23 protein-coding genes, 1 tRNA gene and 1 other RNA gene are annotated in these 23,734 nt (G+C 48.5%); 22 read left to right on the forward strand and 3 right to left on the reverse strand.

Annotated features, from left to right (window positions below; all coding sequences use genetic code 11):
* The first annotated feature begins 34 nt into the window (after positions 1-34).
* The 7 genes from KTG14_RS12305 (at position 35) to KTG14_RS12335 (ending at position 6,441) form a co-directional block, all read left to right on the forward strand.
* Positions 35-1,561, forward strand: a complete 1,527-nt coding sequence (locus KTG14_RS12305; protein WP_254178143.1) for a tetratricopeptide repeat protein — start codon at positions 35-37, stop codon at positions 1,559-1,561.
* 67 nt (positions 1,562-1,628) lie between these two features.
* A complete protein-coding gene (gene trxB, locus KTG14_RS12310; protein WP_216971200.1) occupies positions 1,629-2,588 on the forward strand; it encodes a thioredoxin-disulfide reductase in 960 nt (319 codons plus the stop codon).
* A gap of 206 nt (positions 2,589-2,794) precedes the next feature.
* Positions 2,795-3,280 carry an NUDIX domain-containing protein gene (locus KTG14_RS12315; protein WP_216971219.1) on the forward strand — a complete coding sequence of 162 codons (486 nt, stop codon included), beginning with the start codon at positions 2,795-2,797 and terminating at the stop codon, positions 3,278-3,280.
* A complete protein-coding gene (gene rapZ / locus KTG14_RS12320; RefSeq protein ID WP_216971201.1) occupies positions 3,273-4,154 on the forward strand; it encodes an RNase adapter RapZ in 882 nt (293 codons plus the stop codon). Before KTG14_RS12315 ends, rapZ begins: the two co-directional genes overlap by 8 nt.
* A gap of 4 nt (positions 4,155-4,158) precedes the next feature.
* Positions 4,159-5,154 (forward strand): gluconeogenesis factor YvcK family protein, encoded by a 996-nt coding sequence (locus KTG14_RS12325; RefSeq protein ID WP_216971202.1) that lies wholly within the window; start codon positions 4,159-4,161, stop codon positions 5,152-5,154.
* Between the two features lie 21 nt (positions 5,155-5,175).
* Positions 5,176-6,126 (forward strand): DNA-binding protein WhiA, encoded by a 951-nt coding sequence (gene whiA, locus KTG14_RS12330; protein ID WP_216971203.1) that lies wholly within the window; start codon positions 5,176-5,178, stop codon positions 6,124-6,126.
* Between the two features lie 57 nt (positions 6,127-6,183).
* Positions 6,184-6,441: an HPr family phosphocarrier protein gene (locus tag KTG14_RS12335; RefSeq protein WP_058381251.1), complete on the forward strand. Its 258-nt coding sequence runs from the start codon at positions 6,184-6,186 to the stop codon at positions 6,439-6,441.
* Between the two features lie 74 nt (positions 6,442-6,515).
* Here the strand turns inward: KTG14_RS12335 and clpP are convergent, their stop codons facing one another.
* Positions 6,516-7,127, reverse strand: coding sequence for an ATP-dependent Clp endopeptidase proteolytic subunit ClpP (gene clpP, locus KTG14_RS12340; protein WP_058381250.1), 612 nt, complete (start codon positions 7,125-7,127; stop codon positions 6,516-6,518).
* Positions 7,128-7,293: 166 nt separating this feature from the next.
* On the opposite strand from clpP, the gene KTG14_RS12345 reads away from it, so the two are divergent.
* The 15 genes from KTG14_RS12345 (at position 7,294) to ssrA (ending at position 21,687) form a co-directional block, all read left to right on the forward strand.
* A tRNA-Arg gene (locus KTG14_RS12345) sits at positions 7,294-7,365 on the forward strand.
* 157 nt (positions 7,366-7,522) lie between these two features.
* Positions 7,523-8,101 (forward strand): LemA family protein, encoded by a 579-nt coding sequence (locus tag KTG14_RS12350; RefSeq protein WP_216971204.1) that lies wholly within the window; start codon positions 7,523-7,525, stop codon positions 8,099-8,101.
* Entirely contained in the window at positions 8,098-8,886 is a 789-nt protein-coding gene (locus tag KTG14_RS12355; protein ID WP_216971205.1) for a TPM domain-containing protein, read from the forward strand. Before KTG14_RS12350 ends, KTG14_RS12355 begins: the two co-directional genes overlap by 4 nt.
* 14 nt (positions 8,887-8,900) lie before the next feature.
* Positions 8,901-9,131, forward strand: coding sequence for a glutaredoxin family protein (locus KTG14_RS12360; protein ID WP_216971206.1), 231 nt, complete (start codon positions 8,901-8,903; stop codon positions 9,129-9,131).
* A gap of 104 nt (positions 9,132-9,235) precedes the next feature.
* Complete coding sequence (locus KTG14_RS12365) at positions 9,236-10,279, forward strand: sugar-binding transcriptional regulator (RefSeq protein WP_216971207.1); 1,044 nt, start codon at positions 9,236-9,238, stop codon at positions 10,277-10,279.
* The gene (gene gap / locus KTG14_RS12370) at positions 10,280-11,287 is read left to right on the forward strand and encodes a type I glyceraldehyde-3-phosphate dehydrogenase (RefSeq protein ID WP_058381245.1); all 1,008 of its coding nucleotides are present in this window, start codon (positions 10,280-10,282) and stop codon (positions 11,285-11,287) included. It abuts the gene before it with no gap.
* Between the two features lie 110 nt (positions 11,288-11,397).
* Positions 11,398-12,582: a phosphoglycerate kinase gene (locus KTG14_RS12375; RefSeq protein ID WP_374939902.1), complete on the forward strand. Its 1,185-nt coding sequence runs from the start codon at positions 11,398-11,400 to the stop codon at positions 12,580-12,582.
* Between the two features lie 13 nt (positions 12,583-12,595).
* Positions 12,596-13,357, forward strand: a complete 762-nt coding sequence (gene tpiA, locus KTG14_RS12380; RefSeq protein ID WP_216971208.1) for a triose-phosphate isomerase — start codon at positions 12,596-12,598, stop codon at positions 13,355-13,357.
* The gene (gene gpmI / locus KTG14_RS12385; protein ID WP_216971209.1) at positions 13,350-14,882 is read left to right on the forward strand and encodes a 2,3-bisphosphoglycerate-independent phosphoglycerate mutase; all 1,533 of its coding nucleotides are present in this window, start codon (positions 13,350-13,352) and stop codon (positions 14,880-14,882) included. The genes tpiA and gpmI overlap by 8 nt, the downstream gene beginning before the upstream one ends.
* A 373-nt stretch (positions 14,883-15,255) precedes the next feature.
* A complete protein-coding gene (gene eno / locus KTG14_RS12390) occupies positions 15,256-16,551 on the forward strand; it encodes a phosphopyruvate hydratase (RefSeq protein WP_216971210.1) in 1,296 nt (431 codons plus the stop codon).
* A 762-nt stretch (positions 16,552-17,313) separates the two neighbouring features.
* The gene (gene secG, locus KTG14_RS12395; protein ID WP_058381240.1) at positions 17,314-17,541 is read left to right on the forward strand and encodes a preprotein translocase subunit SecG; all 228 of its coding nucleotides are present in this window, start codon (positions 17,314-17,316) and stop codon (positions 17,539-17,541) included.
* Between the two features lie 107 nt (positions 17,542-17,648).
* Positions 17,649-18,395 carry an alpha/beta hydrolase gene (locus tag KTG14_RS12400; RefSeq protein ID WP_216971211.1) on the forward strand — a complete coding sequence of 249 codons (747 nt, stop codon included), beginning with the start codon at positions 17,649-17,651 and terminating at the stop codon, positions 18,393-18,395.
* A 71-nt stretch (positions 18,396-18,466) separates the two neighbouring features.
* A complete protein-coding gene (gene rnr, locus KTG14_RS12405) occupies positions 18,467-20,740 on the forward strand; it encodes a ribonuclease R (RefSeq protein ID WP_254178149.1) in 2,274 nt (757 codons plus the stop codon).
* Positions 20,741-20,788: 48 nt separating this feature from the next.
* The gene (gene smpB / locus KTG14_RS12410) at positions 20,789-21,253 is read left to right on the forward strand and encodes an SsrA-binding protein SmpB (RefSeq protein ID WP_216971213.1); all 465 of its coding nucleotides are present in this window, start codon (positions 20,789-20,791) and stop codon (positions 21,251-21,253) included.
* Between the two features lie 79 nt (positions 21,254-21,332).
* Positions 21,333-21,687, forward strand: a transfer-messenger RNA (tmRNA) gene (ssrA, locus tag KTG14_RS12415).
* Positions 21,688-21,804: 117 nt separating this feature from the next.
* Here the strand turns inward: ssrA and KTG14_RS12420 are convergent.
* Positions 21,805-22,764, reverse strand: a complete 960-nt coding sequence (locus KTG14_RS12420; protein ID WP_216971214.1) for an IS30 family transposase — start codon at positions 22,762-22,764, stop codon at positions 21,805-21,807.
* A gap of 127 nt (positions 22,765-22,891) precedes the next feature.
* Positions 22,892-23,572: an ExeA family protein gene (locus tag KTG14_RS12425; protein WP_216971221.1), complete on the reverse strand. Its 681-nt coding sequence runs from the start codon at positions 23,570-23,572 to the stop codon at positions 22,892-22,894.
* Positions 23,573-23,734 lie beyond the last annotated feature (162 nt).

Genomic DNA, 23,734 nt, shown 5'->3' on the forward strand with positions numbered 1-23,734 from the left:
CAGGTCGTTCCTTTTCCTGTTACGGAGGCATATTTTGGAGAAAAACAAAAGAAAAAATTTCGATAATGTCGTGTCATTCATTCCGACAGGGGAATTTTACTATCAAAAAGCACTCAAGGAGCTGCAGCGCGAACACTACGGTAAAGCGTATAAGTATTTGCAGCGGGCAAAAGAACTGAGTCCGGATGACCCTCTCATCCTCATGCATTACGGAGTGGTGCTGATGGAACGGCAAGAGTTTGAGTTGGCGATAGATGAATTGCGTGATGCCCATCAGCTCGATCCGGAAGAACCGAATATTTTATTCTTTTTGGCGGAAGTCCATGCACATCTGGGCTTGTTTTTTGATGCCCGGAAATATGCCAAGGATTATCTTGAAAAGGATACGCGCGGCAGCTATGCGGCGGAAGCGATGGAAATCATCGATTTTGCCGAGCAGGAAGACTGGCAGCTGTTCGATGATGAAGGCGAAGCCCATAATAGCGAGTATTATTATTTGCAAGAAAAGGCGCGCCGGTTGATGGAAAAGGGCAAGTTTCCGGAAGCGATCGAGTTATTGGAAGAAGTGATCGAGGAAAAGCCGGATTTTTGGGGGGCCTATAATAACCTGGCGCTGGCATATTTTTATATTGGAGAAACTGAAATGGCGAAATCGCTGCTTCACGAAGTGCTTCGCAGAAACACTGGCAACCTGCATGCCTTATGCAATTTAGCGGTATTCCATTATTATGAGAAAAACGATGAATTGGATGATATCCTTGGCCTACTGAAAAAGATCCAGCCATATGTCTTTGAACATCGCTATAAATTGGGCGCGACCTTCGCTTTAGTCGGCAAGTATAAGGAGGCGTACCGTTGGCTGAAAAGCCTTCAAAAGCGTGGATTTGATGGAGATCCGGCGTTTTATTTCTGGTTGTCGCATGCAGCATATCATTCGGGCCATGAAGAAACCGCAAAGTATGCATGGGAGCAGTTGAAACGCATGGACCCGGCAAAAGAAGGTTATGAGCCATGGGGAGAGCAGCCTGTGATGCCGCATGTCGATGCGCTCGAACACGACCGCGATTTTCTTATCAATAAACTCGACCATGCCCATTTAAGTGAGCGGATTTACGGTTTGTTCCTGCTTGGGAAATCTTCCCATAAACAAGAAATCATCTCGCATCCGAATTGGCTGAAATCCGAACAGCCTTCCGTTTTGGAAACCTATATGCTCGGCTATGCACTCGGCCATCCATTCCGTGAATCGGTCAAAGAAGAAAAAGCCTTTTTGCGTGCGATGGAAACAGCGGAGCGTTTGTATTACCAAAAAGGAATGATCGACCGCGAAAATGATGCCATCTTCCAATTATGGTTTGTACTGGCAGAACAGGCTTTTGATGCACAGTATGCGTTCCGCAACCCGGCAGCACTTGCCGCTGCCGTCAGCTATATGGTTGAAACAGCGGAAAAACGGGAAACAACAAAAAAAGCAGTCGCTGCAAAATTCGGTACATCTGCTGCCACAATGTCCAAGTATGTCGATGAATTAAGCCCGTATTTACCGAATTTCGACAGCTAGGCATAAAAGTTGAAGGCAGCAGTTTATTGCTTTACGATTTAGCTAGTGATTACGAGGAGGGCCTATAATGACAGAAACGACTAATATTTATGATGTGTTAATTATCGGTGCAGGGCCGGCCGGCATGACAGCTGGGGTTTATACATCCCGAGCTAACCTTTCGACGCTCATGCTTGAGCGCGGAATTCCAGGCGGACAGATGGCCAATACTGAAGAAATTGAAAACTATCCAGGATTCGACCATATTCTCGGTCCTGATTTGTCCACCAAAATGTTCGAACATGCGAAAAAATTTGGAGCCGAATATGCTTACGGCGATGTAACCGAAATTATAGACGGTGATGAATTCAAAACCGTCAAAGCCGGTTCAAAAGAATACAAAGCCCGCGCCATCATTTTAACGACGGGAGCCGAGTACAAGAAAATGGGCATCCCCGGTGAAACGGAACTAGGCGGCCGCGGCGTCAGCTATTGCGCAGTGTGCGATGGCGCATTTTTCAAAGGCAAAGAGCTTGTCGTTGTTGGCGGCGGGGACTCTGCTGTTGAAGAAGGTGTCTACTTGACGCGCTTCGCAGATAAAGTGACGATCGTCCACCGCAGAGACGAATTGCGCGCACAGAAAATTCTCCAAGACCGCGCGTTTGCCAATGACAAGATTGACTTTATCTGGAGCCATACCGTAAAAGAGATCCATGATAAAGATGGCAAGGTCGGAAGCGTTACATTGGTATCGACAAAAGACGATGCCGAACGGGAATTCGAGGCGGACGGTGTGTTCATTTACATCGGCATGCTGCCATTGACAAAACCATTCGAATCACTGGGCATCTTGAATGACCTAGGCTATATCGAAACAAATGAAGAAATGCAAACTTCGGTGCCGGGAATCTTCGCGGCAGGCGATGTACGGGATAAAACTTTGCGCCAAGTCGTCACGGCGACTGGCGACGGCAGCATCGCCGCGCAAAGCGTCCAGCATTATGTAGAAGAGCTTACAGAGAAAATTGCTTCAAAAGCACAAGCTTAACGCTTTCTTAATCCCTTTGTAACAGCATTGTCATGCAAAAGAGGTATAGTAAGTAATGTAAATCAACCCCCTTTTTATATGGTTATTTTTGACAGGCTGCTTTCCGGATTGTCCGGAGAGTGGCCTCTTTTTTTGCATTCTTTTGCATGACACGCCAGGATAGATGTATAATGAAAATAGTTTATATTAGATGCGGAGTGGCAAATGTGCAGCGAATCGCGAATTTATTGCTAGTAGAGAATGGCAAAGTATTATTGATGAAAAAGCCGCGCAGGGATTGGTACGTAGCACCCGGCGGCAAAATGGAAAGCGGCGAATCGATTTATGAAGCGGCAATCCGGGAGTTCAGAGAAGAAACGGGTGCAGAGCCATTCGGCGTTCACTTGAAAGGCGTTTACACCATGATGATCCAAGAAGGCGGAGAGACGGTGGATGAATGGATGCTGTTTACGTTCCGGGCGACAAAGCTCCGCGGGATGCCATTCGAGGAAACGCGCGAAGGAATTCTCGAATGGCATCCAGTGGAAAATCTGCATACCCTGCCAATGGCGGAAGGGGACCGGACAAACCTATTATTTGCGACTTATCAGGAAGGCGTCCAATACGGGACCTTCTATTATACGCCAGAGTTCGAACTGCTAGAAGAGAACATCCAATCATCGACTGAAGAGGTGAACCGCCAGCATGGATAAGCATAACGAAGAAACCGAATTAATCATCATCACCGGCATGTCCGGTGCAGGTAAGACAGTGGCCATCCAAAGTTTTGAAGACCTCGGTTTTTTCACGATCGATAATCTTCCCCCGGCCCTTCTCCCCACGTTCATCAAATTGATGCGGGATTCAGGCAAGTCGATGAAGCGCGTCGCAGCGGTCATGGACCTTCGCGGTGGCGATTTTTTCGCAAGCCTCGTTGATGCAATCGATGATCTATCGAAAGAACCGGAAGTGGCAATTACCATCCTGTTTCTCGATGCGGAAAATCAGACGCTCGTCAGCCGCTATAAGGAAACACGGCGTTCCCATCCGCTGTCGCCAGGCGGGCTTGTGCTCGGCGGCATCAAAAAGGAACGAGATATGCTAAAAGATTTACAGGGACGGGCCCATTATATGTATAACACTTCAGACATGAGCCCGCGCCAGCTGAAAGAGAAAATCACGTCGGATTTCGCTTCGAAAACAAGCAATGTCTTTACGGTCAATTTGATGTCATTCGGCTTTAAGCACGGCATGCCGATTGATGCTGACCTTGTGTTCGATGTTCGCTTTTTGCCGAATCCTTATTATATTGAAGAATTGAATCCGCAATCGGGCTTGGATCAGCCGGTTTCCGATTATGTCTTGAAATGGCAGGAAACGCAGACACTGGTGCAAAAACTGGAAGAATTATTCGATTTCATGATTCCCCAGTACAAACAAGAAGGCAAAGCGCAATTGGTCATTGCTTTTGGCTGCACAGGCGGCCAGCATCGATCCGTGACGCTTGCTGAATATTTCGGGAAATACCTCTCCAAAAACAATAAAGTCAGCATTACACATAGAGATGTAAAAATCAGAAAGGGTTGAGCATATGGAAAAAAGTCTCCAGCAAAAACGAATCGTAATCATCGGGGGCGGGACCGGTCTGTCCACTTTGCTGAGGGGCTTAAAAACTTTTCCGCTCGACTTGACGGCAATCGTCACAGTGGCAGATGACGGAGGCAGTTCCGGGCGTTTGCGCGATGACTTGGATATTCCTCCGCCAGGGGACATTCGCAACGTCATGGCCGCATTGTCGGATGCAGAACCGTTAGTTGCTGAAATGTTCCAATACCGCTTCAAGCACTCGCTCGATTTGGAAGGGCATTCACTAGGCAATCTGATGCTTGCGGCATTGACCGATTTGACCGGTGATTTCTCCCACGCAGTGCGGGAAATGAGCCGTGTCTTGAATGTCAACGGCACGGTTTTGCCTGCTGCCAATCAATTGGTGACCTTGAATGCCGAACTAGAAGATGGAACCATTATTAAAGGTGAATCCAAAATCCCCGCCTATATGCAGCCGATCAAGCGTGTATTCCTTGAACCGGCCGGCGTTAAGACATTGCCGGATACCATACAGGCGATTCAATCAGCAGATGTCATCGTCATTGGGCCGGGTTCCTTGTACACAAGCATTTTGCCCAATTTGCTTGTGAAGGATATCAAAAAAGCGCTGCTCGAAGCGAAGGCGCGAAAAATCTATATTTGCAATTTGATGACTCAGGCGGGCGAAACATACGGCTATACAGCCTCGGACCATGTGAAAGCGTTGTACGACCATGTTGGCGTAAACTTTCTCGATGCTATTTTGCTCGATAAAGTCCAAATGCCGCAAGGAGTGGCTGAAAGATATAAAAAAGAAAAAGCGTGGCCGGTGGAATACGATGAAGAACGCCTGAAAAATATGGGGCTTGAAGTATATCGCCATGACATTGCGAATATTTTCGGGGAAGCCGTCCGGCATGAACCAATGAAAGTGGCGAAATGGCTTTTTGAATACACCAGCAGCGAATCGCGTGAACCCTCGCAGCACCGGTATTCCTGAAGCTTGAAAGGGGGGGCATAATTGTCTTTTGCATCAGAAACCAAAAAAGAAATGACCCAGATTGAAGTAGACGATTGCTGCGGCAAGGCAGAGCTGTCGGCGATGATCCGCATGAACGGCACGCTGTCATTTTCCAATCGCCAGTTAAGCCTGGATATCCAAACTGAAAACGCAGCTATTGCGAGAAGAATCTATACCTTGCTAAAGCGTTTCTACAAAGCGTATCCGGTGGAGTTGTTAGTCCGCAAAAAGATGCGCTTGAAAAAAAACAACGTCTATATTTGCCGCTTGCGGGAAGGCGCGAAATTCGTGCTTGAAGATTTGTTGATCTTGTCGGAAGGCTTTCAGTTTCAGCAGGATATCTCCCCTGAACTGATCTCGACGACGTGCTGCAAGCGCTCTTATTTGCGCGGTGCTTTCTTGGCCGGAGGGTCGGTCAACAATCCCGAAACCTCCTCGTATCATTTGGAAGTCTACTCTTCCTATCGAGACCATGCTGAAGCGCTGGTCATCCTGATGAACCATTTCCAGTTGAACGGAAAAATGATCGAGCGGAAAAAAGGCTTCGTGACCTATTTGAAGGAAGCTGAGAAAATTTCCGATTTCCTGAGCCTGACAGGCGCCCATTCGGCGCTATTGAAATTTGAAGATGTGCGGATCCTCCGCGATATGCGCAATAGCGTCAATCGTTTAGTCAATTGCGAAACGGCCAATTTGAATAAGACGATCGATGCGGCGCTGCGGCAGATCGAAAACATCCGCTTTATCGACCAAGTAATCGGAATCGACCAATTGCCGGACCGTCTGAAAGAGATAGCCCGCTTGCGTGTCGAGTACCAGGATGTCACACTGAAAGAACTGGGCGAGATGGTATCGACAGGAAAAGTGAGCAAGTCAGGCGTCAACCACAGGCTCCGGAAAATCGATGAGATTGCTGAGTCGTTGAGAAAAGGCGAAACGATCAGCCGGTAATAAGGCTGCTCTTTTCTATAGATTGCGTGACAGTCAAGTTTTCGGAGGAGGATATGCATGGTAGAAAAACAAGTGGAAGTGCAATTGAAATCAGGATTACAAGCGAGACAGGCAGCATTGTTCGTACAGGAAGCCAATCGCTATAGTTCAGATGTCTATTTGGAAAAAGGCGACAAGAAAGTCAATGCCAAGAGCATCATGGGCATCATGAGCTTAGCTGTCAGCAAAGGAACCAACGTGACAATTTCGGCCGATGGCGCCGATGAAGAATCCGCAGTCGATGCGCTGGCGCAATTGATTGATAAAGAAGCATAAAGCCAAGCGCTTTAAGCATCAAAAAAAGAACTGCCTTTCATGCATCTGCATGAAAGGCAGTTCTTTTCTATGATTTACTCTTCTTTTTCGTGATTTTCCGGCAATTTGTTACGTGTGATGATTTGGTCGACAAGGCCATATTCAAGTGCACGTTCTGCAGTCATGAAGTTATCGCGGTCTGTATCGCGTGAAATCACTTCAAGTGGCTGGCCAGTACGTTCAGATAGAATTTGGTTCAATTTCTCGCGCAAGAACAAGATGCGTTTTGCGGCGATTTCAATTTCGGTTGCTTGCCCTTGAGCTCCGCCAAGTGGTTGGTGAATCATGACTTCAGCGTTCGGCAATGCATAGCGTTTGCCTTTTGTGCCGGCTGCCAGAAGGAAAGCGCCCATGGATGCAGCCATGCCGATGCATACTGTCTGGACATCTGGTTTGATGAATTGCATAACGTCGTAGATTGCCATGCCGGCCGTGATGCTGCCGCCTGGGCTGTTAATATAGATGGAAATATCTTTTTCTGGATCCTCAGCTTCAAGGAATAGCAATTGCGCGACGATGGAGTTCGCGACGTTATCATCAATTCCGCTGCCGAGCATGATGACGCGGTCTTTCAATAGGCGGGAATAGATGTCGTATGCACGTTCGCCTCTGCTTGTTTGTTCGATTACTGTAGGGATTAAATTCATGAATTATTTCCTCCTTCAGGTAAATGTAAGTGCTGCTGAAACACCGTTCAGCCGTACATTCATCATACACACCATGGTCAATGAAGGTCAAATCTAACGAATTGGAAATAGGCGCTTGAAATAAGGAGAAAGCTTTTGTATAATAGAAAAGTCGCGAACAACATTTGCCCTCGTAGTGTAAAGGATAACACGTAAGATTCCGGTTCTTGAGATGGGGGTTCGATTCCCTCCGAGGGTGTAAAAAATAAAAAACCGCACAGCCTGCCAAAGGCTGTGCGGTTTTTTTATTGAATCTTTTTAGCCGCTGAAACGTAGAATCAGAGGGAATGGGTTTCAAGGAACAAGCTGTCAGGGAAAACAAATAATATTATTGTAAAAGAAAAGGAGACGGGAAAATGAAAAAATTACTTATTCCATTGTTGCTGGTGATTGGGCTGATCGTCATTGGCATCGCCGTATTCGGTTCAAGCTATAATAGTTTTGTTCAATTAGAAGAAGACGTCAATCAATCGTACGCGCAACTGGAAAGCCAATTGCAGCGCAGGCTTGATTTAATCCCGAACTTGGTCGAGACGGTAAAAGGTTTTGCTGACCAGGAACAAGAGGTCATCGATAGTGTCACAGAAGCCCGTTCAAGCATGGCGAATGCCGGATCGGTTGAAGAGCAGGCAGAGGCAGACGCCGAATTGAGCGGTGCGCTTAGCCGCTTGCTGGTCGTCGTCGAGAACTATCCGGAAATCCGCTCGAGTGAGAATTTCCAGCAATTATCCGACGAACTGGCCGGAACAGAAAACCGGATCGCCGTCGCCCGCCAAGACTATAATGGCTCGGTGACAGAGTTCAACCGGGAAGTCCGCAGTTTCCCAGGCAATATGGTGGCGGGAATTTTCGGCTTTGATGAAAAGGAATATTTCGAAGCTGATGCTGGGGCGGAAGATGCGCCGGATGTGGACTTTGGGACTGACGAAGAATGATCCGAAGAATTTCTGTTTTGCTCATGCTGTTGCTGATGCTCGCCGGAACCGCGCAGGCGGCAGAATTTCCGGAGTTGACTGATGATATTTACATCCAGGATATTGCCGGCATCTTGAGCGAAGAGCAGGAAGCTGAGATCAAGAGCTTGGGCGCTGGCCTGGAAGATGCAACCACTGCACAGGTTGCCGTCATGGTTGTCGATTCGCTTGAAGGCGAGCCGATCGAAAGCTACGCCAATGAAGCTTTACGCCATTATGGTGTAGGTTCAGCGGAAGAGAACAACGGCGTTCTGGTCGTGCTGTCGATGACGGACCGTGAGATTTATATCGAAATTGGCTACGGCCTTGAAGGGGCACTTCCTGATGGTAAAGTCGGGCGCATTTTGGATGATTACGCTGTTCCGTATTTGCGTGAAGACCAGCCGGACGAAGCGATTCTCAATACGTACCAAGCGCTGTACAATGAAGTTTCTGCGGAATACGGCTGGGACGGGGAAGCGGTCAGCCCACAGCCGCTCAATGAAGTGACACCAGGCAACGGTGAAGGCGAAGGCGGCTTTATGCAGCCGATCGTCACGTTCCTGATCGTACTTGTTTTGTTGTTCCTGTTTACAGGAGGCGGCGGCGGACGTGGACGTGGCGGCCGCGGAAGAACCATGAGGCGCGGCGGATTTTTCGGGCCCGGCAGTTTTGGCGGCGGCTTCGGAGGCGGTTCCGGCGGCGGGGGTTTCCGCGGCGGCGGGGGCGGCTCTTCGGGAGGCGGCGGAGCCGGGCGAGGCTTCTAATAAGGAGGAATGGCATGTATACACTCTATACCCGACCGAACTGTGGGCTTTGCGAAGAGGCAAAGTCTGCATTGCGGATGCTGCAGGAAGATTACCCGATTGACTTCCAGGAAATCAATATTGAAGAAGATGAACAATTGCACGAACAATATATGCTGATGATCCCTGTGCTCGCGCAACAGGAAAAGGTGTTGCTCTATGGAAATTTCGGCTACGGTGAACTTTTGGAAGCGTTAATTCTTTAACGCTTCTTTTTATTTGCATAAATCTAATAGCTCGGCTACAATGAATCTAGTGGGACGTAATTATATGTAGTGGGACAGAAAGCGTCCAACAAAGGGGTGGAGCGATGGATCCAGTTCTGCAAGCGCAAGTGCATCTATTGCCTGAACTGCCAAGCTTGCTGAAAAAGCGCTATAGCATCCTCGAGCTGATTCAAACCGAACAGCCCGTGGGAAGGCGCACGATCAGCGAGATGACAGGCGCAGCCGAAAGGGAAATCCGCAAAGAGACCGACTTATTGAGGGACCAAGCCTTAATCGAAATGAGCAAGAGCGGCATGAGCCTGACGATACTGGGGGACGATGTCCTTGACCAACTCCGTGAGCTGGTCAAGGAATTGGCTGGGACCGCTGAGCTCGAAGTTGGGCTTCAAGCGAAACTCGGCATCAAACAAGCGGTCGTCCTGCCAGGGGATAGCGACCGGCTATCATCGGTCAAAGCCGCTATCGGCAGGCAAGCCGCTCGCATCGCGGAGGAAATGTTCGAAAGCTGCCGGACGATCGCTGTAACTGGCGGCAGTACGATGGCCGCCGTGGCAGCTGAAATCCGTACGGCGAAGAAAAATCCCGCCATGCAGTTTATCGCTGCTCGAGGCGGCCTGGGGGAAGAAATGCTTCACCAGGCAAACACCATCGCTTCATCCTTTGCCGAAAAAACAGGTGGAGCTGTCCGCACGCTTTATCTGCCTGAGCATTTGAGTGCTGAAGCACTTGAAATGATGATGAGGGAACCTGTCATCAAAGAAATGATGGAGCTCTATGACCGGACGGATTTAGTCATCCACGGAATCGGCGATGCAGAAGAGATGGCCATCAGGCGCCGCTCTTCCGTGAACGAAGTCGAGAAGATCAAAACAGGCGGAGCTGTCAGCGAAGCCTTCGGTTATTATTTCGATAAAAACGGAAAAATAGTTTATCGTATCCCAACAGCGGGCATTCAATTAGAGCAGGTCCAAAAAGCACCGGCCATCATGGCGGTCGCCGGAGGACGCACGAAAGCGCGCGCCATCGAATCTTATTTCCAGGCCGCGCCTGAACGTACCATCCTCGTTACAGATGAGGGAGCAGCAAGGGCAATACTCAACCCAACAACAAAATTGGAGGAATTATAAATGACTTTAAAATTAGCAATCAATGGTTTTGGCCGTATCGGCCGTGTCGTATTCCGCGAAGCAATGCAAAACAGTGAAGTGGAAGTAGTAGCAGTCAATGACCTAACAGATGCAGCTATGCTTGCACATCTATTGAAATACGATTCAGTGCACGGCACGTTGGACGCTGAAGTTACAGCAGAGGGCAACTCAATCTTCGTCGATGGCAAGGAAATCAAAGTATTCGCTGAAAAAGACCCAGCGCAATTGCCTTGGAAAGAGCACCAAATCGACATCGTGTTGGAATCGACAGGAATCTTCACAACAGAAGAAGCAGCATCGAAACACATCGAAGCTGGCGCTAAGAAAGTCATCCTTTCAGCTCCTGGCAAAGGCGGCATGAAGATGCTGGTTATGGGCGTTAACGAAGAAACGTATAACCCTGAAGAGCACCACGTCGTTTCAAATGCATCTTGCACAACAAACGGCTTGTCCGGCATCTCTAAAGTGTTGAACGAAAAATTCGGCATCAAGAAAGCCATGATGACAACGATCCACTCTTACACGAACGACCAAGCATTGCTTGATGCGCCTCACTCTGACTACCGCCGTGCGCGTGCAGCAGCTGAGTCGATGATCCCGACAACTACTGGCGCAGCGAAATCTGTTGCAAAAGTATTGCCTGAACTTGACGGCAAAATCGATGGCATGGCAATCCGCGTTCCAACACCGAACGTTTCGTTGATCGACCTTGTCGCTGAACTTGATAAAGATGCTTCTATTGAAGAAGTAAACCAAGCGCTGAAAGAAGCGACTGAAAACGAACTTAAAGGCTACTTGGAATACAGCGAACTTCCGCTTGTATCACGCGACTACAATGGCAGCAAAGCTTCAGCTACAGTAGATGCTCAATCTACAATGGCTCTAGGCGGCAACATGGTGAAAGTTCTTGCTTGGTATGACAACGAATCCGGCTACTCTGCACGCTGTGTAGACTTGGCTGTACACATGTACAAAAAAGGGCTGTAAGCTGAAAATCATAGCTTAATTACCAATGAACCTCTATAATAAAGAGGGTAAAAGGGGTGGGGAATTAACCCCACCCCTTATTTTTTTGAATATAAATAGGAGGTATTTTCATGCTGCAGAAAATGACCATGAAAGACTTGGATTTGAAAGGAAAACGCGTATTTTGCCGTGTAGATTTCAACGTACCGATGGAAGACGGGAAAGTGACTGACGACACGCGCATCCGTGCGGCCATGCCGACGATTGAGTATTTGGTCGGGCAAGGCGCAAAAGTGATCTTGGCAAGCCATCTCGGTCGCCCGAAAGGCCAAGTCAACGAAGACATGAGACTAGCTGCGGCAGGCGCACGGTTGGCCGAATTGCTCGGCAGCGATGTGAAATGCCTTGAAGAATCCGTAGGGAACACAGTGGAGCAGGAAATCGCTTCACTTGAACCAGACGAAATTCTATTGCTTGAAAACGTCCGTTTCCATGCGGGCGAAGAAAAGAATGACCCGGAACTCGCGAAACAATTTGCGGCTCTGGCTGACGTCTTTGTCAACGATGCATTCGGGGCTGCCCACAGAGCGCATGCTTCCACTGCAGGAATCGCCGAACATTTACCGGCAGTATCCGGCCTATTGCTCGAAAAAGAGCTGGACGTTCTCGGCAAAGCTTTATCAGAACCAGACCGCCCGTTTACTGCCATCATCGGCGGGGCAAAAGTAAAAGACAAAATCGGCGTCATCGACCATTTGCTCGATGTAGTTGATAACTTGATCATTGGCGGAGGGCTATCGTATACCTTCCTTAAAGCACTCGGCCATGAAATCGGCAATTCGCTTGTTGAAGAAGACAAACTCGACCTTGCCAAATCGTTCATCGACAAAGCGAAAGAAAAAGGCGTGAAGTTTTATCTGCCTATCGATGTGACAATTGCGAACGAATTCTCGAAAGATGCCGAGACCAATACGGCGAAAATCGAAGAAATTCCGTCTGATTGGATGGGGCTCGACATCGGGCCAGAAACAGCGAAGCTATATGCTGATGTTATTAACGAGTCGAAGCTGATTATCTGGAACGGGCCAATGGGCGTATTTGAAATGGAAGCATTCGCAAACGGCACGAAATCGGTTGCCCAAGCAATGGCAGAAACAGCTGGCTACACGGTCATCGGTGGCGGTGATTCCGCAGCCGCCGTTGAGAAATTCCATGTGGCAGATAAGATGAACCATATTTCAACAGGCGGTGGAGCGTCGTTGGAATTCATGGAAGGCAAAGAGTTGCCAGGCGTTACCGCTTTAAGTAATAAATAAAGGGAGTGTTTTTGTGAGAAAACCGATCATTGCAGGAAACTGGAAAATGTATAAAACAGCATCACAAGCAAAAGAATTTGTGGAACAAGTAAACGGCTTGGTCCCAGATGCAGACAAGCTAGATTCTGTTATTTGTGCTCCAGCTCTATATTTGACTCAATTAATCGAAGCTGCTGAAAACAGCGCATTGAAAATTGGTGCACAGACGATGCACGAAAAAGGTGAAGGTGCCTTTACCGGTGAAATCAGCCCCGTGCAATTGGCTGATATTGGCGCAGATTACGTCATTATCGGACATTCTGAGCGTCGCCAGTATTTCAATGAAACCGATGAAACGGTTAATGCCAAAGTGAAATCAGCATTCTCACATCAATTGACACCAATTCTTTGTGTCGGTGAAACCGACGAACAGCGTGAAGCGGGCCAAATGGAAAGCATCGTGGAAGCGCAAGTCGAAAAAGCGGTAGAAGGCTTGACTGATGCACAAATCGCAGAACTGGTCGTTGCCTATGAGCCAATCTGGGCAATCGGAACTGGCAAAACAGCAACAGCAGAAGATGCCAACGAAGCTTGCGGCATTGTCCGCAAGAAAATCGCTTCACTTTACAGCGATGAATCAGCTGAAAAAGTCCGCATCCAGTACGGCGGAAGTGTGAAACCTGCCAATATCCAGGAATTGCTCTCGATGGAGCATATCGACGGCGCGTTAGTCGGCGGCGCAAGCTTGGAAACGGAATCGTTCGTCAAGCTGTTGGAGGCGGGTTCACATGCGTAAAACGGCCAATCCGGCTGCCTTGATCATCCTTGATGGTTTTGGCTGTCGCGAAGAAACCGCTGGAAATGCAGTTGCCCAAGCGAATAAGCCGAATTTCGACAGACTATGGAACGACTATCCGCATGAATTATTGACGGCTTCAGGCGAAGCGGTCGGTTTGCCGGACGGACAAATGGGCAATTCCGAAGTCGGCCATTTGAATATCGGTGCAGGACGTATCGTTTACCAAAATTTAACGCGTATCCATAAGTCGATTAAAGATGGCGATTTCTTTGAAAATGCCGCGTTTTTGGATGCGGTTATGAACGCTAAGGACAATGGAAAAGCTTTGCATGTCATGGGCTTGCTCAGCGACGGAGGCGTCCATAGCCATTATGAGCATCTGTTTGCTTTATTGCGCCTCGCAAAACAGCAAGGTTTGAGCGAAGTCTACGTACACGGATTTTTGGACGGCCGTGATGTCGGACCAAAAACCGCGCTCCACTATATAGAAGAAACTGAAAAACAAATGAAAGAAATCGGCATCGGGCGTTTTGCCTCAATCAGCGGACGTTACTATGCGATGGACCGCGACAAGCGTTGGGAACGCGTTGAACTCGCTTACCGCGCAATAGTCGACGGAACCGGGCCAAGCGCCAGTTCCGCTGCGGCCGGCGTGGAAGCGTCTTATGCAGAAGGAATTGTCGATGAGTTTGTCTTGCCGTTTACGGTCGTGAAAGAAGGGGAAGCGCCTGCTGTCCTTGAGTCAGGTGATTCCGTCATCTTCTTCAATTTCCGTCCGGACCGGGCCATCCAATTGACGACTGTATTGACGCGTCCCGATTTCGCCCATTTCCCGCTAAGCATCCAGCATCCGAAAGATCTGGCGTTTATCAGTTTTACTACCTATAGTGAAGAATTGAAGACCATGATTGCTTATGGCAACGTCAATTTGGTGAATACCATCGGGGAAGTATTATCCGCGAACGGCATGACGCAATTGCGCATCGCTGAAACGGAAAAATACCCGCACGTCACCTTCTTCATGAGCGGTGGGCGGGAAGAAGTTTTCCCTGGGGAAGACCGTATTCTCGTTTCGTCGCCGAAAGTGGCGACTTACGATTTGCAGCCTGAAATGAGCGCGTATGAAGTGACTGACCGCCTCGTCGAACAAATCGATGCAGGCGCACACGACGCCATCATCTTGAACTTCGCCAATCCGGACATGGTCGGCCATAGCGGCATGCTCGAACCGACGGTTAAGGCTATCGAAGTCGTGGACGAATGCCTCGGGCGCATCGTGGAAGCACTCCACCGCCAAGGCGGCTCGGCGCTTATCACGGCCGACCACGGCAATGCGGACGAAGTGCTGACTGAAGACGGCTTGCCGATGACGGCGCATACGACAAACAAAGTGCCAGTCATTTTGACGAAGCATGGGGAAGTATTGCGCAGCGGCGGCATTCTAGCGGATCTCGCACCAACGATCCTCAAACTGCTGGATGTTGAGCAGCCGGAAGAGATGACTGGAAAACCGTTGTATTAAAAAGTTTAAATAGTTATAAAATTTTTGTGAAAGAGAGTGATGAACTCGTTTCAGGCGGACGCTTTCCGCGGGCACGGCCTCAGCCGCTTCCCTCGCTTACACTCAGTCCAGGGTCTTCAGCTCGTGCTGTTCCCGCAGGAAACGAATCGTGCTTGGCACGATTCGTTTGCGACGCAGAAGCGCAGCGATGCAGGAGCATATCTTTGCTCTTCGCCGCCTTACACTCTTTCATCTCAACTGTTTTGTGGAATATCATTTGCATTGAAATAATATGGATAAAACTTATCATTAACTCATATAGTTTAAAATCTGCACATTTCGAATAACTTATAAACGAAATTGAACAAACCATTTGAAAAGGGAGCTGTTGACATTGCCAATTATTACACACATCCAAGCACGCGAAGTACTCGATTCTAGAGGGAACCCGACTGTTGAAGTTGAGGTGTTCACAGAAAGCGGCGCATTCGGCCGTGCAATCGTGCCATCTGGCGCATCTACTGGAGAACACGAAGCGGTTGAACTTCGCGATGGCGACAAGAGCCGTTACCTTGGAAAAGGCGTCCTAAAAGCGGTCGATCATGTAAACAATGAAATCGCTGACGAGCTAGAAGAAAACTATTCAGTACTGGATCAAGTATCTATCGACCAAGCGTTGATCGAACTTGACGGAACTGAAAACAAAGGCCGTCTTGGCGCAAATGCGATTCTTGGTGTTTCCATGGCAGTTGCCCATGCAGCAGCAAACTATTTGGACATGCCTCTTTACCAATACCTCGGCGGATTCAACGCCAAGCAATTGCCGGTACCGATGATGAATATCTTGAACGGCGGCGAGCACGCGGATAACAATGTCGACATCCAGGAATTCATGGTCATGCCAGTAGGCGCTGAATCTTTCCGCCATGCGCTTCGCATGGGTGCAGAAATTTTCCATAACTTGAAAACTGTACTGAAAGACAAAGGCTATAACACATCTGTAGGCGACGAAGGCGGATTCGCACCGAACCTTGGCTCGAACGAAGAAGCGCTTGAGACGATCATGGTTGCGATCGAAAAAGCCGGCTTCAAGCCAGGCCAAGACGTCTTGCTCGCAATGGACGTGGCTGCTTCTGAAATCTACGACAAAGAAAAAGGCGTCTACACATTGGCTGGCGACAACACAGTCAAGACTTCTGCTGAAATGGTCGACTGGTACGAAGAGTTGGCAAACAAATACCCGATCGTTTCCATTGAAGATGGATTGGACGAGAACGACTGGGATGGCTTCAAGCTATTGACAGACCGTATCGGCGATAAAGTACAGCTGGTCGGCGATGACTTGTTCGTCACGAACACGAAGAAATTGGCACAGGGCATCGAGCAAGGCATTGGCAACTCGATCCTGATCAAAGTTAACCAAATCGGTACGTTGACAGAAACATTCGACGCGATCGAAATGGCGAAACGCGCTGGCTACACAGCGGTCATCTCCCACCGTTCAGGCGAGTCGGAAGATGTGACGATTGCGGATATCGCAGTTGCGACAAATGCTGGTCAAATCAAGACAGGCGCACCGTCACGTACGGACCGCGTTGCGAAATACAACCAATTGCTTCGCATCGAAGATCAATTGCACGACACAGCGAAATACTTGGGCGTTAAAACTTTCTATAACTTGAAGAAATAATAGCGAATAGGTGAGGAAAAGCTGCCGGAGATTTTTTCCGGCAGCTTTTCTGTTAGAATGTGTGAGGAAGAAGAGCTTGCATAGTACGGGTTGTCAGAAGCTGATTTATGAATCATTGTAAAAAGCTTACGCTTCAGGGGCATGATTGGGGCTCGCAGGATGCGAGTCATGCAGCTGAAGCGACAGGACGTCGCGTTCTCAGCTGCCCGATAGTCGGGGCGGGCGTCGAGCCCTTATGGCTACGCCATATAGGTCTCGCCTGTCCCGCGCAGTCCCTCCGGCGTCAGCCCCTTGCACTTCAGCTATAAGAAAGCTTTTATAAAAAAATATGCTTCCTTCATTCATTACCTAATAAATACTTGTATTAAATATTGAAACGGAGCAAAATTGCGAAGACTCCCGCGGGAAAGCGAGACAGCTAAGACCCCACAGGGAGCGAAGCGACTGAGGAGGCTTAGCGCTCGCCCGCAGGAAGTGAATAGGCGAAGAGAAACTGAGGCTATTCACTTGCGATGCTCGAGTGCAGCGAGAGTTGAGCAAAGCTTTTTGTAGCGATTTTGTGGAGTGAAGTCTAAATGAAATCTTGTTCTACTCTTTATTAAAAAAGCAAATGCCACTCATCAACCGTTTCCAAAAAAGAATGAACAGAAAAAGATGAAATGGTCTAAACTATTTGTATTTTTTAGGGGCTCTATTGCTTGAGGTTTCAATTTTTGGTAAACTAGAGTTTGTTGTGAAGGTTCTTTTCAGGAGGTGGTATTTATGCATACATTGTTAATGACATTACTTCTTATCGTCTCGATCGCTTTGATTGTTGTCGTTCTATTGCAATCAGGGAAAAGTGCAGGCCTTTCAGGAGCCATCTCCGGTGGAGCAGAGCAACTTTTCGGCAAGCAAAAAGCCCGTGGGTTGGATCTTGTCCTACACCGGGTGACGATCGTCCTTGCTGCCTTATTCTTTATTCTGGCTATCGCCGTAACGAAAGTATAATGTAGAGCACATCGCCTGACCATTTAGTGGTTGGGCGTTTTCTTTTATGGGAAATTGGGCACAGGCCTATATAATATAGTAAGTAAATTTAGTTGGAGGGAACGTTTATGCGCATTTCACAACCGAAACCATTCTTCTTTGAGCAAGGGCCGCGTGCGGTATTATTGTTGCACGGGTTTACCGGCAATTCTGCAGACGTCCGGATGCTCGGGCGATTTTTGGAAACGAAAGGCTATACAAGCATCGCGCCGCATTACGCAGGGCATGGTGTGGCGCCGGAGAAGCTGGTGGAGACAGGACCGGTTGATTGGTGGAAAGACGTCGAAGAGGCATATCAAACACTGATCGACAAGGGCTACCAAGAGATTGCGGTAGCCGGCTTGTCGCTCGGCGGCGTATTCAGCCTAAAACTAGGGTATACAAAGCCTATCAAGGGCATTGTGACGATGTGTGCGCCAATGCACATGAAATCGACCGACTTGATGTACCAAGGTGTTTTGGAGTATGCCCGCGAATACAAGAAATATGAAGGAAAAGATGATAAGCTTATCGAAGAAGAGATGAAGAAGTTCGAGGAAAAGCCGATGGATACACTCAAAGAGCTACGTGAGTTGATCGGTGAAGTACGGAACAACGTCGATCATGTCTATGCACCGCTTTTTGTCGTCCAAGGTTCGCTGGACAAAGTCATCAATACCGAGTCTGCGAACATCATCCACGACGAAGCGGAGTCGACTGACAAGCGCATCAAATGGTACGAGAAATCGGGCCATGTTATTACGCTGGATCAGGAGAAAAAGCAATTGCATGAAGATATATACGAGTTTCTCGAATCGCTCGACTGGAGCGTGTGAGACGGTCTCAAAAGGAGGAGTTAGGATTGAGCAAGAATGAACAGTCATTGGATCAGCGTTTATTGGCCTTTATGCGCGAAGAAGCATATAAGCCATTAACGGTGACAGAAATAGAAGAACAATTCGGCTTTGAAAACGCCGACGAATTTAAGGAATTGGTGAAGACACTCGTCAAGCTTGAAGAAAAAGGCGAATTGGTGCGTTCTCGTTCGAATCGCTACGGTGTGCCGGACCGCATGAACTTGATGCGCGGCAAATTCATTGGCCACGCCAAAGGCTTCGGCTTTTTTGCGCCTGAAGAAGCAGGCCTCGACGATGTCTTTATCCCGCCGAATGAAGTCAACGGAGCGGTAAACGGCGACACGGTCATGATCCGTGTTTCTGAAGGGTCATCTGGAGACCGCCGCGAAGGATCCGTCATCCGCATCTTGGAACGCGGCACAACGAAAGTCGTCGGCACGTTCCAAGCGAACAAAGGCTTCGGCTTTGTCGTCACAGATGACAAGAAAATGAATATGGATATCTTTATTGCTAAAGACGATACACTCGGTGCCGTCGACGGCCATAAAGTCGTCGTCGAAATCACTGGCTGGCCTGAAGGGCGTTTGTCCGCTACGGGCATGGTCACACAAGTGCTCGGCCACAAAAACGATCCAGGCGTCGATATTTTATCTATTATCCATAAATACGGCATCGAAGTGGAATTCCCACAGGATGTGCTGGGCCAGGCAAATGCTGTGCCGGACCAAATCGACCCTGAAGACTTGAATGACCGCCGTGATTTACGCGATGAGCAGATTGTGACGATTGACGGGGCGGATGCGAAAGATTTGGATGATGCTATTCAAGTCAAGAAGTTTGAAGATGGCACATATAAACTCGGCGTCCATATTGCAGACGTCAGCCATTACGTCACGGAAGGCTCGCCGATTGACCGGGAAGCATACGACCGCGCGACGAGCATTTACTTGACCGACCGCGTTATTCCGATGATCCCGCATCGCCTGTCGAACGGGATTTGCTCGCTCAACCCGCAAGTCGACCGTTTGACTTTGTCTTGTGAAATGATTTTCAATGACAAAGGCGAAGTATTGTCACACGATATTTTCCAGAGCGTCATCAACACAACGGCTCGCATGACTTATACCGATGTCTATGAAATTCTTGAAAAAGACAATCAGGAATTGAAAGAACAATACGCTGAACTGGTTCCGATGTTCGAATTGATGAAAGAACTTTCATCTGTCTTGCATCAGCGCCGCATGACACGCGGAGCGATCGATTTTGACTTTAAAGAGTCCAAAGTAATTGTGGACGACGAAGGTTACCCAATCGATATTGTTGTTCGTGAGCGCACAGTTGCTGAGCGTTTGATCGAAGAATTCATGCTCGCAGCGAACGAAACCGTAGCGGAACATTTCCATCGCATGGATGTGCCGTCTCTATACCGTATTCACGAAGAACCGAAAACAGAAAAATTGCAGCGCTTTTTCGAATTTATTACGAATTTCGGTATTACCGTGAAAGGCTCAGGGGATGAAGTTTCTCCGAAGGCGTTGCAGGAAATTATCGAATCCATCGCAGGCAAGCCTGAAGAGCCCGTTGTGTCGACGATGATGCTGCGCTCGATGCAACAGGCGAAATATTCTTCAAACAGCCTTGGCCATTTCGGCTTGTCGACGGAATTTTATACGCATTTCACGTCACCGATCCGCCGCTATCCGGATTTGATCATCCATCGTTTGATCCGCACGTATTTGATCGAAAAAGACTTGTCGAAAAAGACAATTCGCCATTGGGAAGCGGAAATGGATGATATCGCAACTCACACATCTGACCGCGAAAGACGTGCAGTCGAAGCGGAGCGCGATACGGATGCACTGAAGAAAACACAGTATATGGCCGATAAAGTCGGAGAAGAATTCGACGGCATTGTGTCATCTGTGACGAACTTCGGCATGTTTATCGAGTTGCCGAATACCATTGAAGGCTTGGTCCACGTGTCCAACTTGACGGATGATTATTATCAATTTGATGACCGTCAGATGATGATGATCGGCGAACGAACCAAGCGCCAGTTCCGCATCGGTGATGAAGTCAAAGTACGGGTCATCGGTGTCAAACCGGAAGAGTCATCCATCGACTTTGAAATTGTCGGCATGACGCAAAATACGCGCCGCAGCTCGCGCAAGGAAACCCCGAAAGTGATTCGCAGCGGCCGTAATGGCGATAAGCCAAGAGATAGCCAAAAGCGTGGCGAAGGCGGGGCAAACCGCAAGCCAAAAAACAAGAAAAAGTTTTATGAAGGCCCTGCCAAACAGCAAGGCCGTAACAAAAAGAAATAAAAAAAGCGGCCGCGTGCCGCTTTTTCCAACAGTTTGAGGTGAACAGAAATGGCCAAAGGAGAAGGCAAAGTAATTGCCCAGAATAAAAAAGCGGGATTCGATTTCGCTATTGAAGAAACAATTGAAGCGGGGATAGTCCTGCTCGGTACGGAGATCAAATCTGCGAGAAGCGGCAAAGTGCAGATCAAGGATGCATTCGTCCGCATCAGAGGCGGGGAAGCGTGGATTTCCAATATGCACATCTCGCCGTATGAACAAGGCAACCAGTTTAACCATGACCCGTTGCGCTCTCGCAAGCTCTTGCTCCACAAAAAGCAGATCAACGAACTTGTCGGCAAGTCGAAAGTCGAAGGTGCGGCAATCGTTCCGCTCAAGATGTATTTGAAAGACGGATATGCCAAAGTGCTGCTCGGCGTCGGTAAAGGGAAGAAGAAATACGACAAGCGCGAAGACTTGAAGAAGAAAGATGCGAAGCGGGCAATCGACCGCGCGCTCAAAGAGAGAAGCCGTTAAACTTGAACTCTGACCTGTTTTGTCCTATACTGGTAACAGTACACCGAAGCTAAACCACTTCCGTGTTCTCTTTTAATGAGGGGACGTTACGGATTCGACAGGGATGGTTCGAGCTTGGGTTGCGCGTCGGAGGATCGGCTCCGTCATCAACGTAACTTATAACAACTGGCAAAACTAACAACAACCTAGCATTCGCAGCGTAAGCTCGGATCTGCTTTATGTAACCATCGCCCATGTGGCTGCATAGAGCTCACTTTTAGTGGGATACGGTAGTCAGTGCCGTTTGAGCTGACTGCAAGAGATTCTCGAACTAGCCCTCATGACGCCTGCTTATCGGCAGATTGAGCGGCGAAACTCCAATAGATAAGCTACACGCGTAGATGCTCAAGTAACGGAGTCTCTGGACGCGGGTTCGACTCCCGCCGTCTCCATAGAATTTTATGGAGTTAAAGAAACGCCAAAATCCTTTGATAGGATTTTGGCGTTTTTTTTTGTAAATTTTATATTAAATATAATTATTCCACTTATAGAAATTATAAAAATTCCGTTTGTCAATTTAAGCTAGACAGATCGATGCCATTCAGGTGACTCAAAAATACTTCCAAGGGTGTGCGGTAATCCAGTGACTTGCGTGGGATGTGATTCCGTTTGTCAGCCACCGTGGAGATGAACGGTTGATCCACTTGGTTAAAGTCCATTTCCTTAGGCAGACCATCTTTTCGAAGGAGCCCGTTGGAATGTTCATTCAAGGCACGCTGGGAAGGGGTGCCGGGATCCGCAAAGTAAATGGAGACGTCGTGTTGGTTGCACAGCGGCTTCCAGTTGGAGAATTCCTTCCCGCAATCAAACGTGATGGACTTAAACAGGTGTCTCGGAATGCCTTGAAACCATTGGTCTAAAGCGATTTCAATATCACGCGCTTTGCGCCCCGAAGGCTTCAAGGCGATAATGACTTTCGTCAACCGTTCGACCAGCGTGATCACCGCACTTTTGTGGCGAGCACCCACAATGGTATCGCCTTCGATGTGCCCGAACTCTTGTTGGAAAGAAGGATAATCGACTTCTCTTTCCGAGATATGCCGTTTGAACGCCTGCTTTCCGCGGCGTTCCTGGTGGCCATTGGGTTTTCGTTTCCCTTTCATCGGGAGTGTGGCGACATCGAAGACACGGTTTTTGAACAGGCGATAGAGGGTGCGCACCGAACAATCGATCACGGTTTCCGCGCGGCCCACAATGACATCCGGCGTCCAACCTTGAGCCACTTTGTCTTGAATATAAGCGAGTTGTTTCTGCGGCAAGACCATCTTTCGCCGTCCGCAGCGCTTCTTGTTCTGTTGATATCGAGTGTAATAATCGAGCGCCGTATGTCCCAATTTCAAGAAATGGATGACATTGTAAATCGGCTGTCTGGAACGCTTCAGGCGTGCAGCGATGATCGCCACAGGTGTCTCTTGGTGGAAGTAGGCTTCTATCATCACCAGTTCATCCGTGGTAAGATGGGTGTAGGTCATTCGTGGTCACTCCTATGTTTTTCTTTGGTCGGAAAATACATTGAGAGTGTACTGTTAATGACGCCTGATTTTGTCTAAAAACTGACGGTTTCTTTGGCCAAACGAATAGAGAAAAAACGAGGGGGAACTAAGCTAGTTCCCCCTCGATTACTTTCTTCACCATGCGATCATCAATGATGCGATTTCCATTCTGTGCTGCGAATAATAGGCAATGCGTCGCCAATTTGTTGATGAGACGCGAGGCGCCACTTGAATAGCTAAACACTTCATCAATCGCAGATTCGCTAAAGATGTCTCGTCCCACTCCTGCATAGGCGAGATGCTTGATCATGTATTGTTCGGTCTCGGCACGGTCGAGATGATGCAAGCGAAACTGGATATCGATCCGTTGGCGGATCGCCGCAAAAGACTGAAGCTGAAGTCGGTCCCATAATTCCGTTTGTCCGACCATGATAAGCGCCATCGGACTTTGCGCATCCATGCGAAAGTTCAAGAGGAAACGCACTTCTTCCAACATCTCTCGGTCTAATAGATGCGCTTCATCGACCACGCAGACAGGCGTCAGCTTGTGGATGCCTTTCATGAGCTCGATTTCCCGATGCAACTGGCGCTTGGCATCGCCGCGATAGAACTTCGACTCGAGCCCCAATTGCTCCAACATGCCTTTATAGAAATGGCGGGGCGTTAATTTAGAATCCGATAGATAAAGCAGTTTATAGCGAGAAGAATCCAGTTGATCGGTGAACCTGCGGATCGCTGTCGTCTTTCCAAGTCCGCAAGTATGAAGTCGGACTCCACTTTGTTGGATGCAAGGTCGAGATTACATTCGATCCACAGGATACTCGTGAATTAACCGTCGACTATCCAGGATACGATAGTTGGAAAGCGCGTGAGATGGTGATGTCTGAGAAAACGGGCAAACGGCCTTCGCTCCCCGAGAAGATGACCAAAGAACCGGCCGGTTCTTCTC

Origin of the sequence: Planococcus sp. CP5-4_YE, assembly GCF_019042655.1 — a bacterium.
In the GTDB taxonomy this organism is placed as follows: Bacteria; Bacillota; Bacilli; order Bacillales_A; family Planococcaceae; genus Planococcus.

What these genes read in the sequence shown, in the direction of transcription:
- KTG14_RS12400 (WP_216971211.1), top strand. Translation starts at nt 17,649, where the DNA reads ATGCGCATTTCACAACCGAAACCATTCTTCTTTGAGCAAGGGCCGCGT.
- KTG14_RS12420 (WP_216971214.1), bottom strand. Translation starts at nt 22,764, where the DNA reads ATGACCTACACCCATCTTACCACGGATGAACTGGTGATGATAGAAGCC.
- trxB (WP_216971200.1), top strand. Translation starts at nt 1,629, where the DNA reads ATGACAGAAACGACTAATATTTATGATGTGTTAATTATCGGTGCAGGG.
- KTG14_RS12375 (WP_374939902.1), top strand. Translation starts at nt 11,398, where the DNA reads ATGCTGCAGAAAATGACCATGAAAGACTTGGATTTGAAAGGAAAACGC.
- secG (WP_058381240.1), top strand. Translation starts at nt 17,314, where the DNA reads ATGCATACATTGTTAATGACATTACTTCTTATCGTCTCGATCGCTTTG.
- KTG14_RS12360 (WP_216971206.1), top strand. Translation starts at nt 8,901, where the DNA reads ATGTATACACTCTATACCCGACCGAACTGTGGGCTTTGCGAAGAGGCA.
- gpmI (WP_216971209.1), top strand. Translation starts at nt 13,350, where the DNA reads ATGCGTAAAACGGCCAATCCGGCTGCCTTGATCATCCTTGATGGTTTT.
- rnr (WP_254178149.1), top strand. Translation starts at nt 18,467, where the DNA reads ATGCGCGAAGAAGCATATAAGCCATTAACGGTGACAGAAATAGAAGAA.
- rapZ (WP_216971201.1), top strand. Translation starts at nt 3,273, where the DNA reads ATGGATAAGCATAACGAAGAAACCGAATTAATCATCATCACCGGCATG.
- KTG14_RS12325 (WP_216971202.1), top strand. Translation starts at nt 4,159, where the DNA reads ATGGAAAAAAGTCTCCAGCAAAAACGAATCGTAATCATCGGGGGCGGG.
- KTG14_RS12335 (WP_058381251.1), top strand. Translation starts at nt 6,184, where the DNA reads ATGGTAGAAAAACAAGTGGAAGTGCAATTGAAATCAGGATTACAAGCG.
- KTG14_RS12355 (WP_216971205.1), top strand. Translation starts at nt 8,098, where the DNA reads ATGATCCGAAGAATTTCTGTTTTGCTCATGCTGTTGCTGATGCTCGCC.
- clpP (WP_058381250.1), bottom strand. Translation starts at nt 7,127, where the DNA reads ATGAATTTAATCCCTACAGTAATCGAACAAACAAGCAGAGGCGAACGT.
- KTG14_RS12365 (WP_216971207.1), top strand. Translation starts at nt 9,236, where the DNA reads ATGGATCCAGTTCTGCAAGCGCAAGTGCATCTATTGCCTGAACTGCCA.
- KTG14_RS12350 (WP_216971204.1), top strand. Translation starts at nt 7,523, where the DNA reads ATGAAAAAATTACTTATTCCATTGTTGCTGGTGATTGGGCTGATCGTC.
- smpB (WP_216971213.1), top strand. Translation starts at nt 20,789, where the DNA reads ATGGCCAAAGGAGAAGGCAAAGTAATTGCCCAGAATAAAAAAGCGGGA.
- gap (WP_058381245.1), top strand. Translation starts at nt 10,280, where the DNA reads ATGACTTTAAAATTAGCAATCAATGGTTTTGGCCGTATCGGCCGTGTC.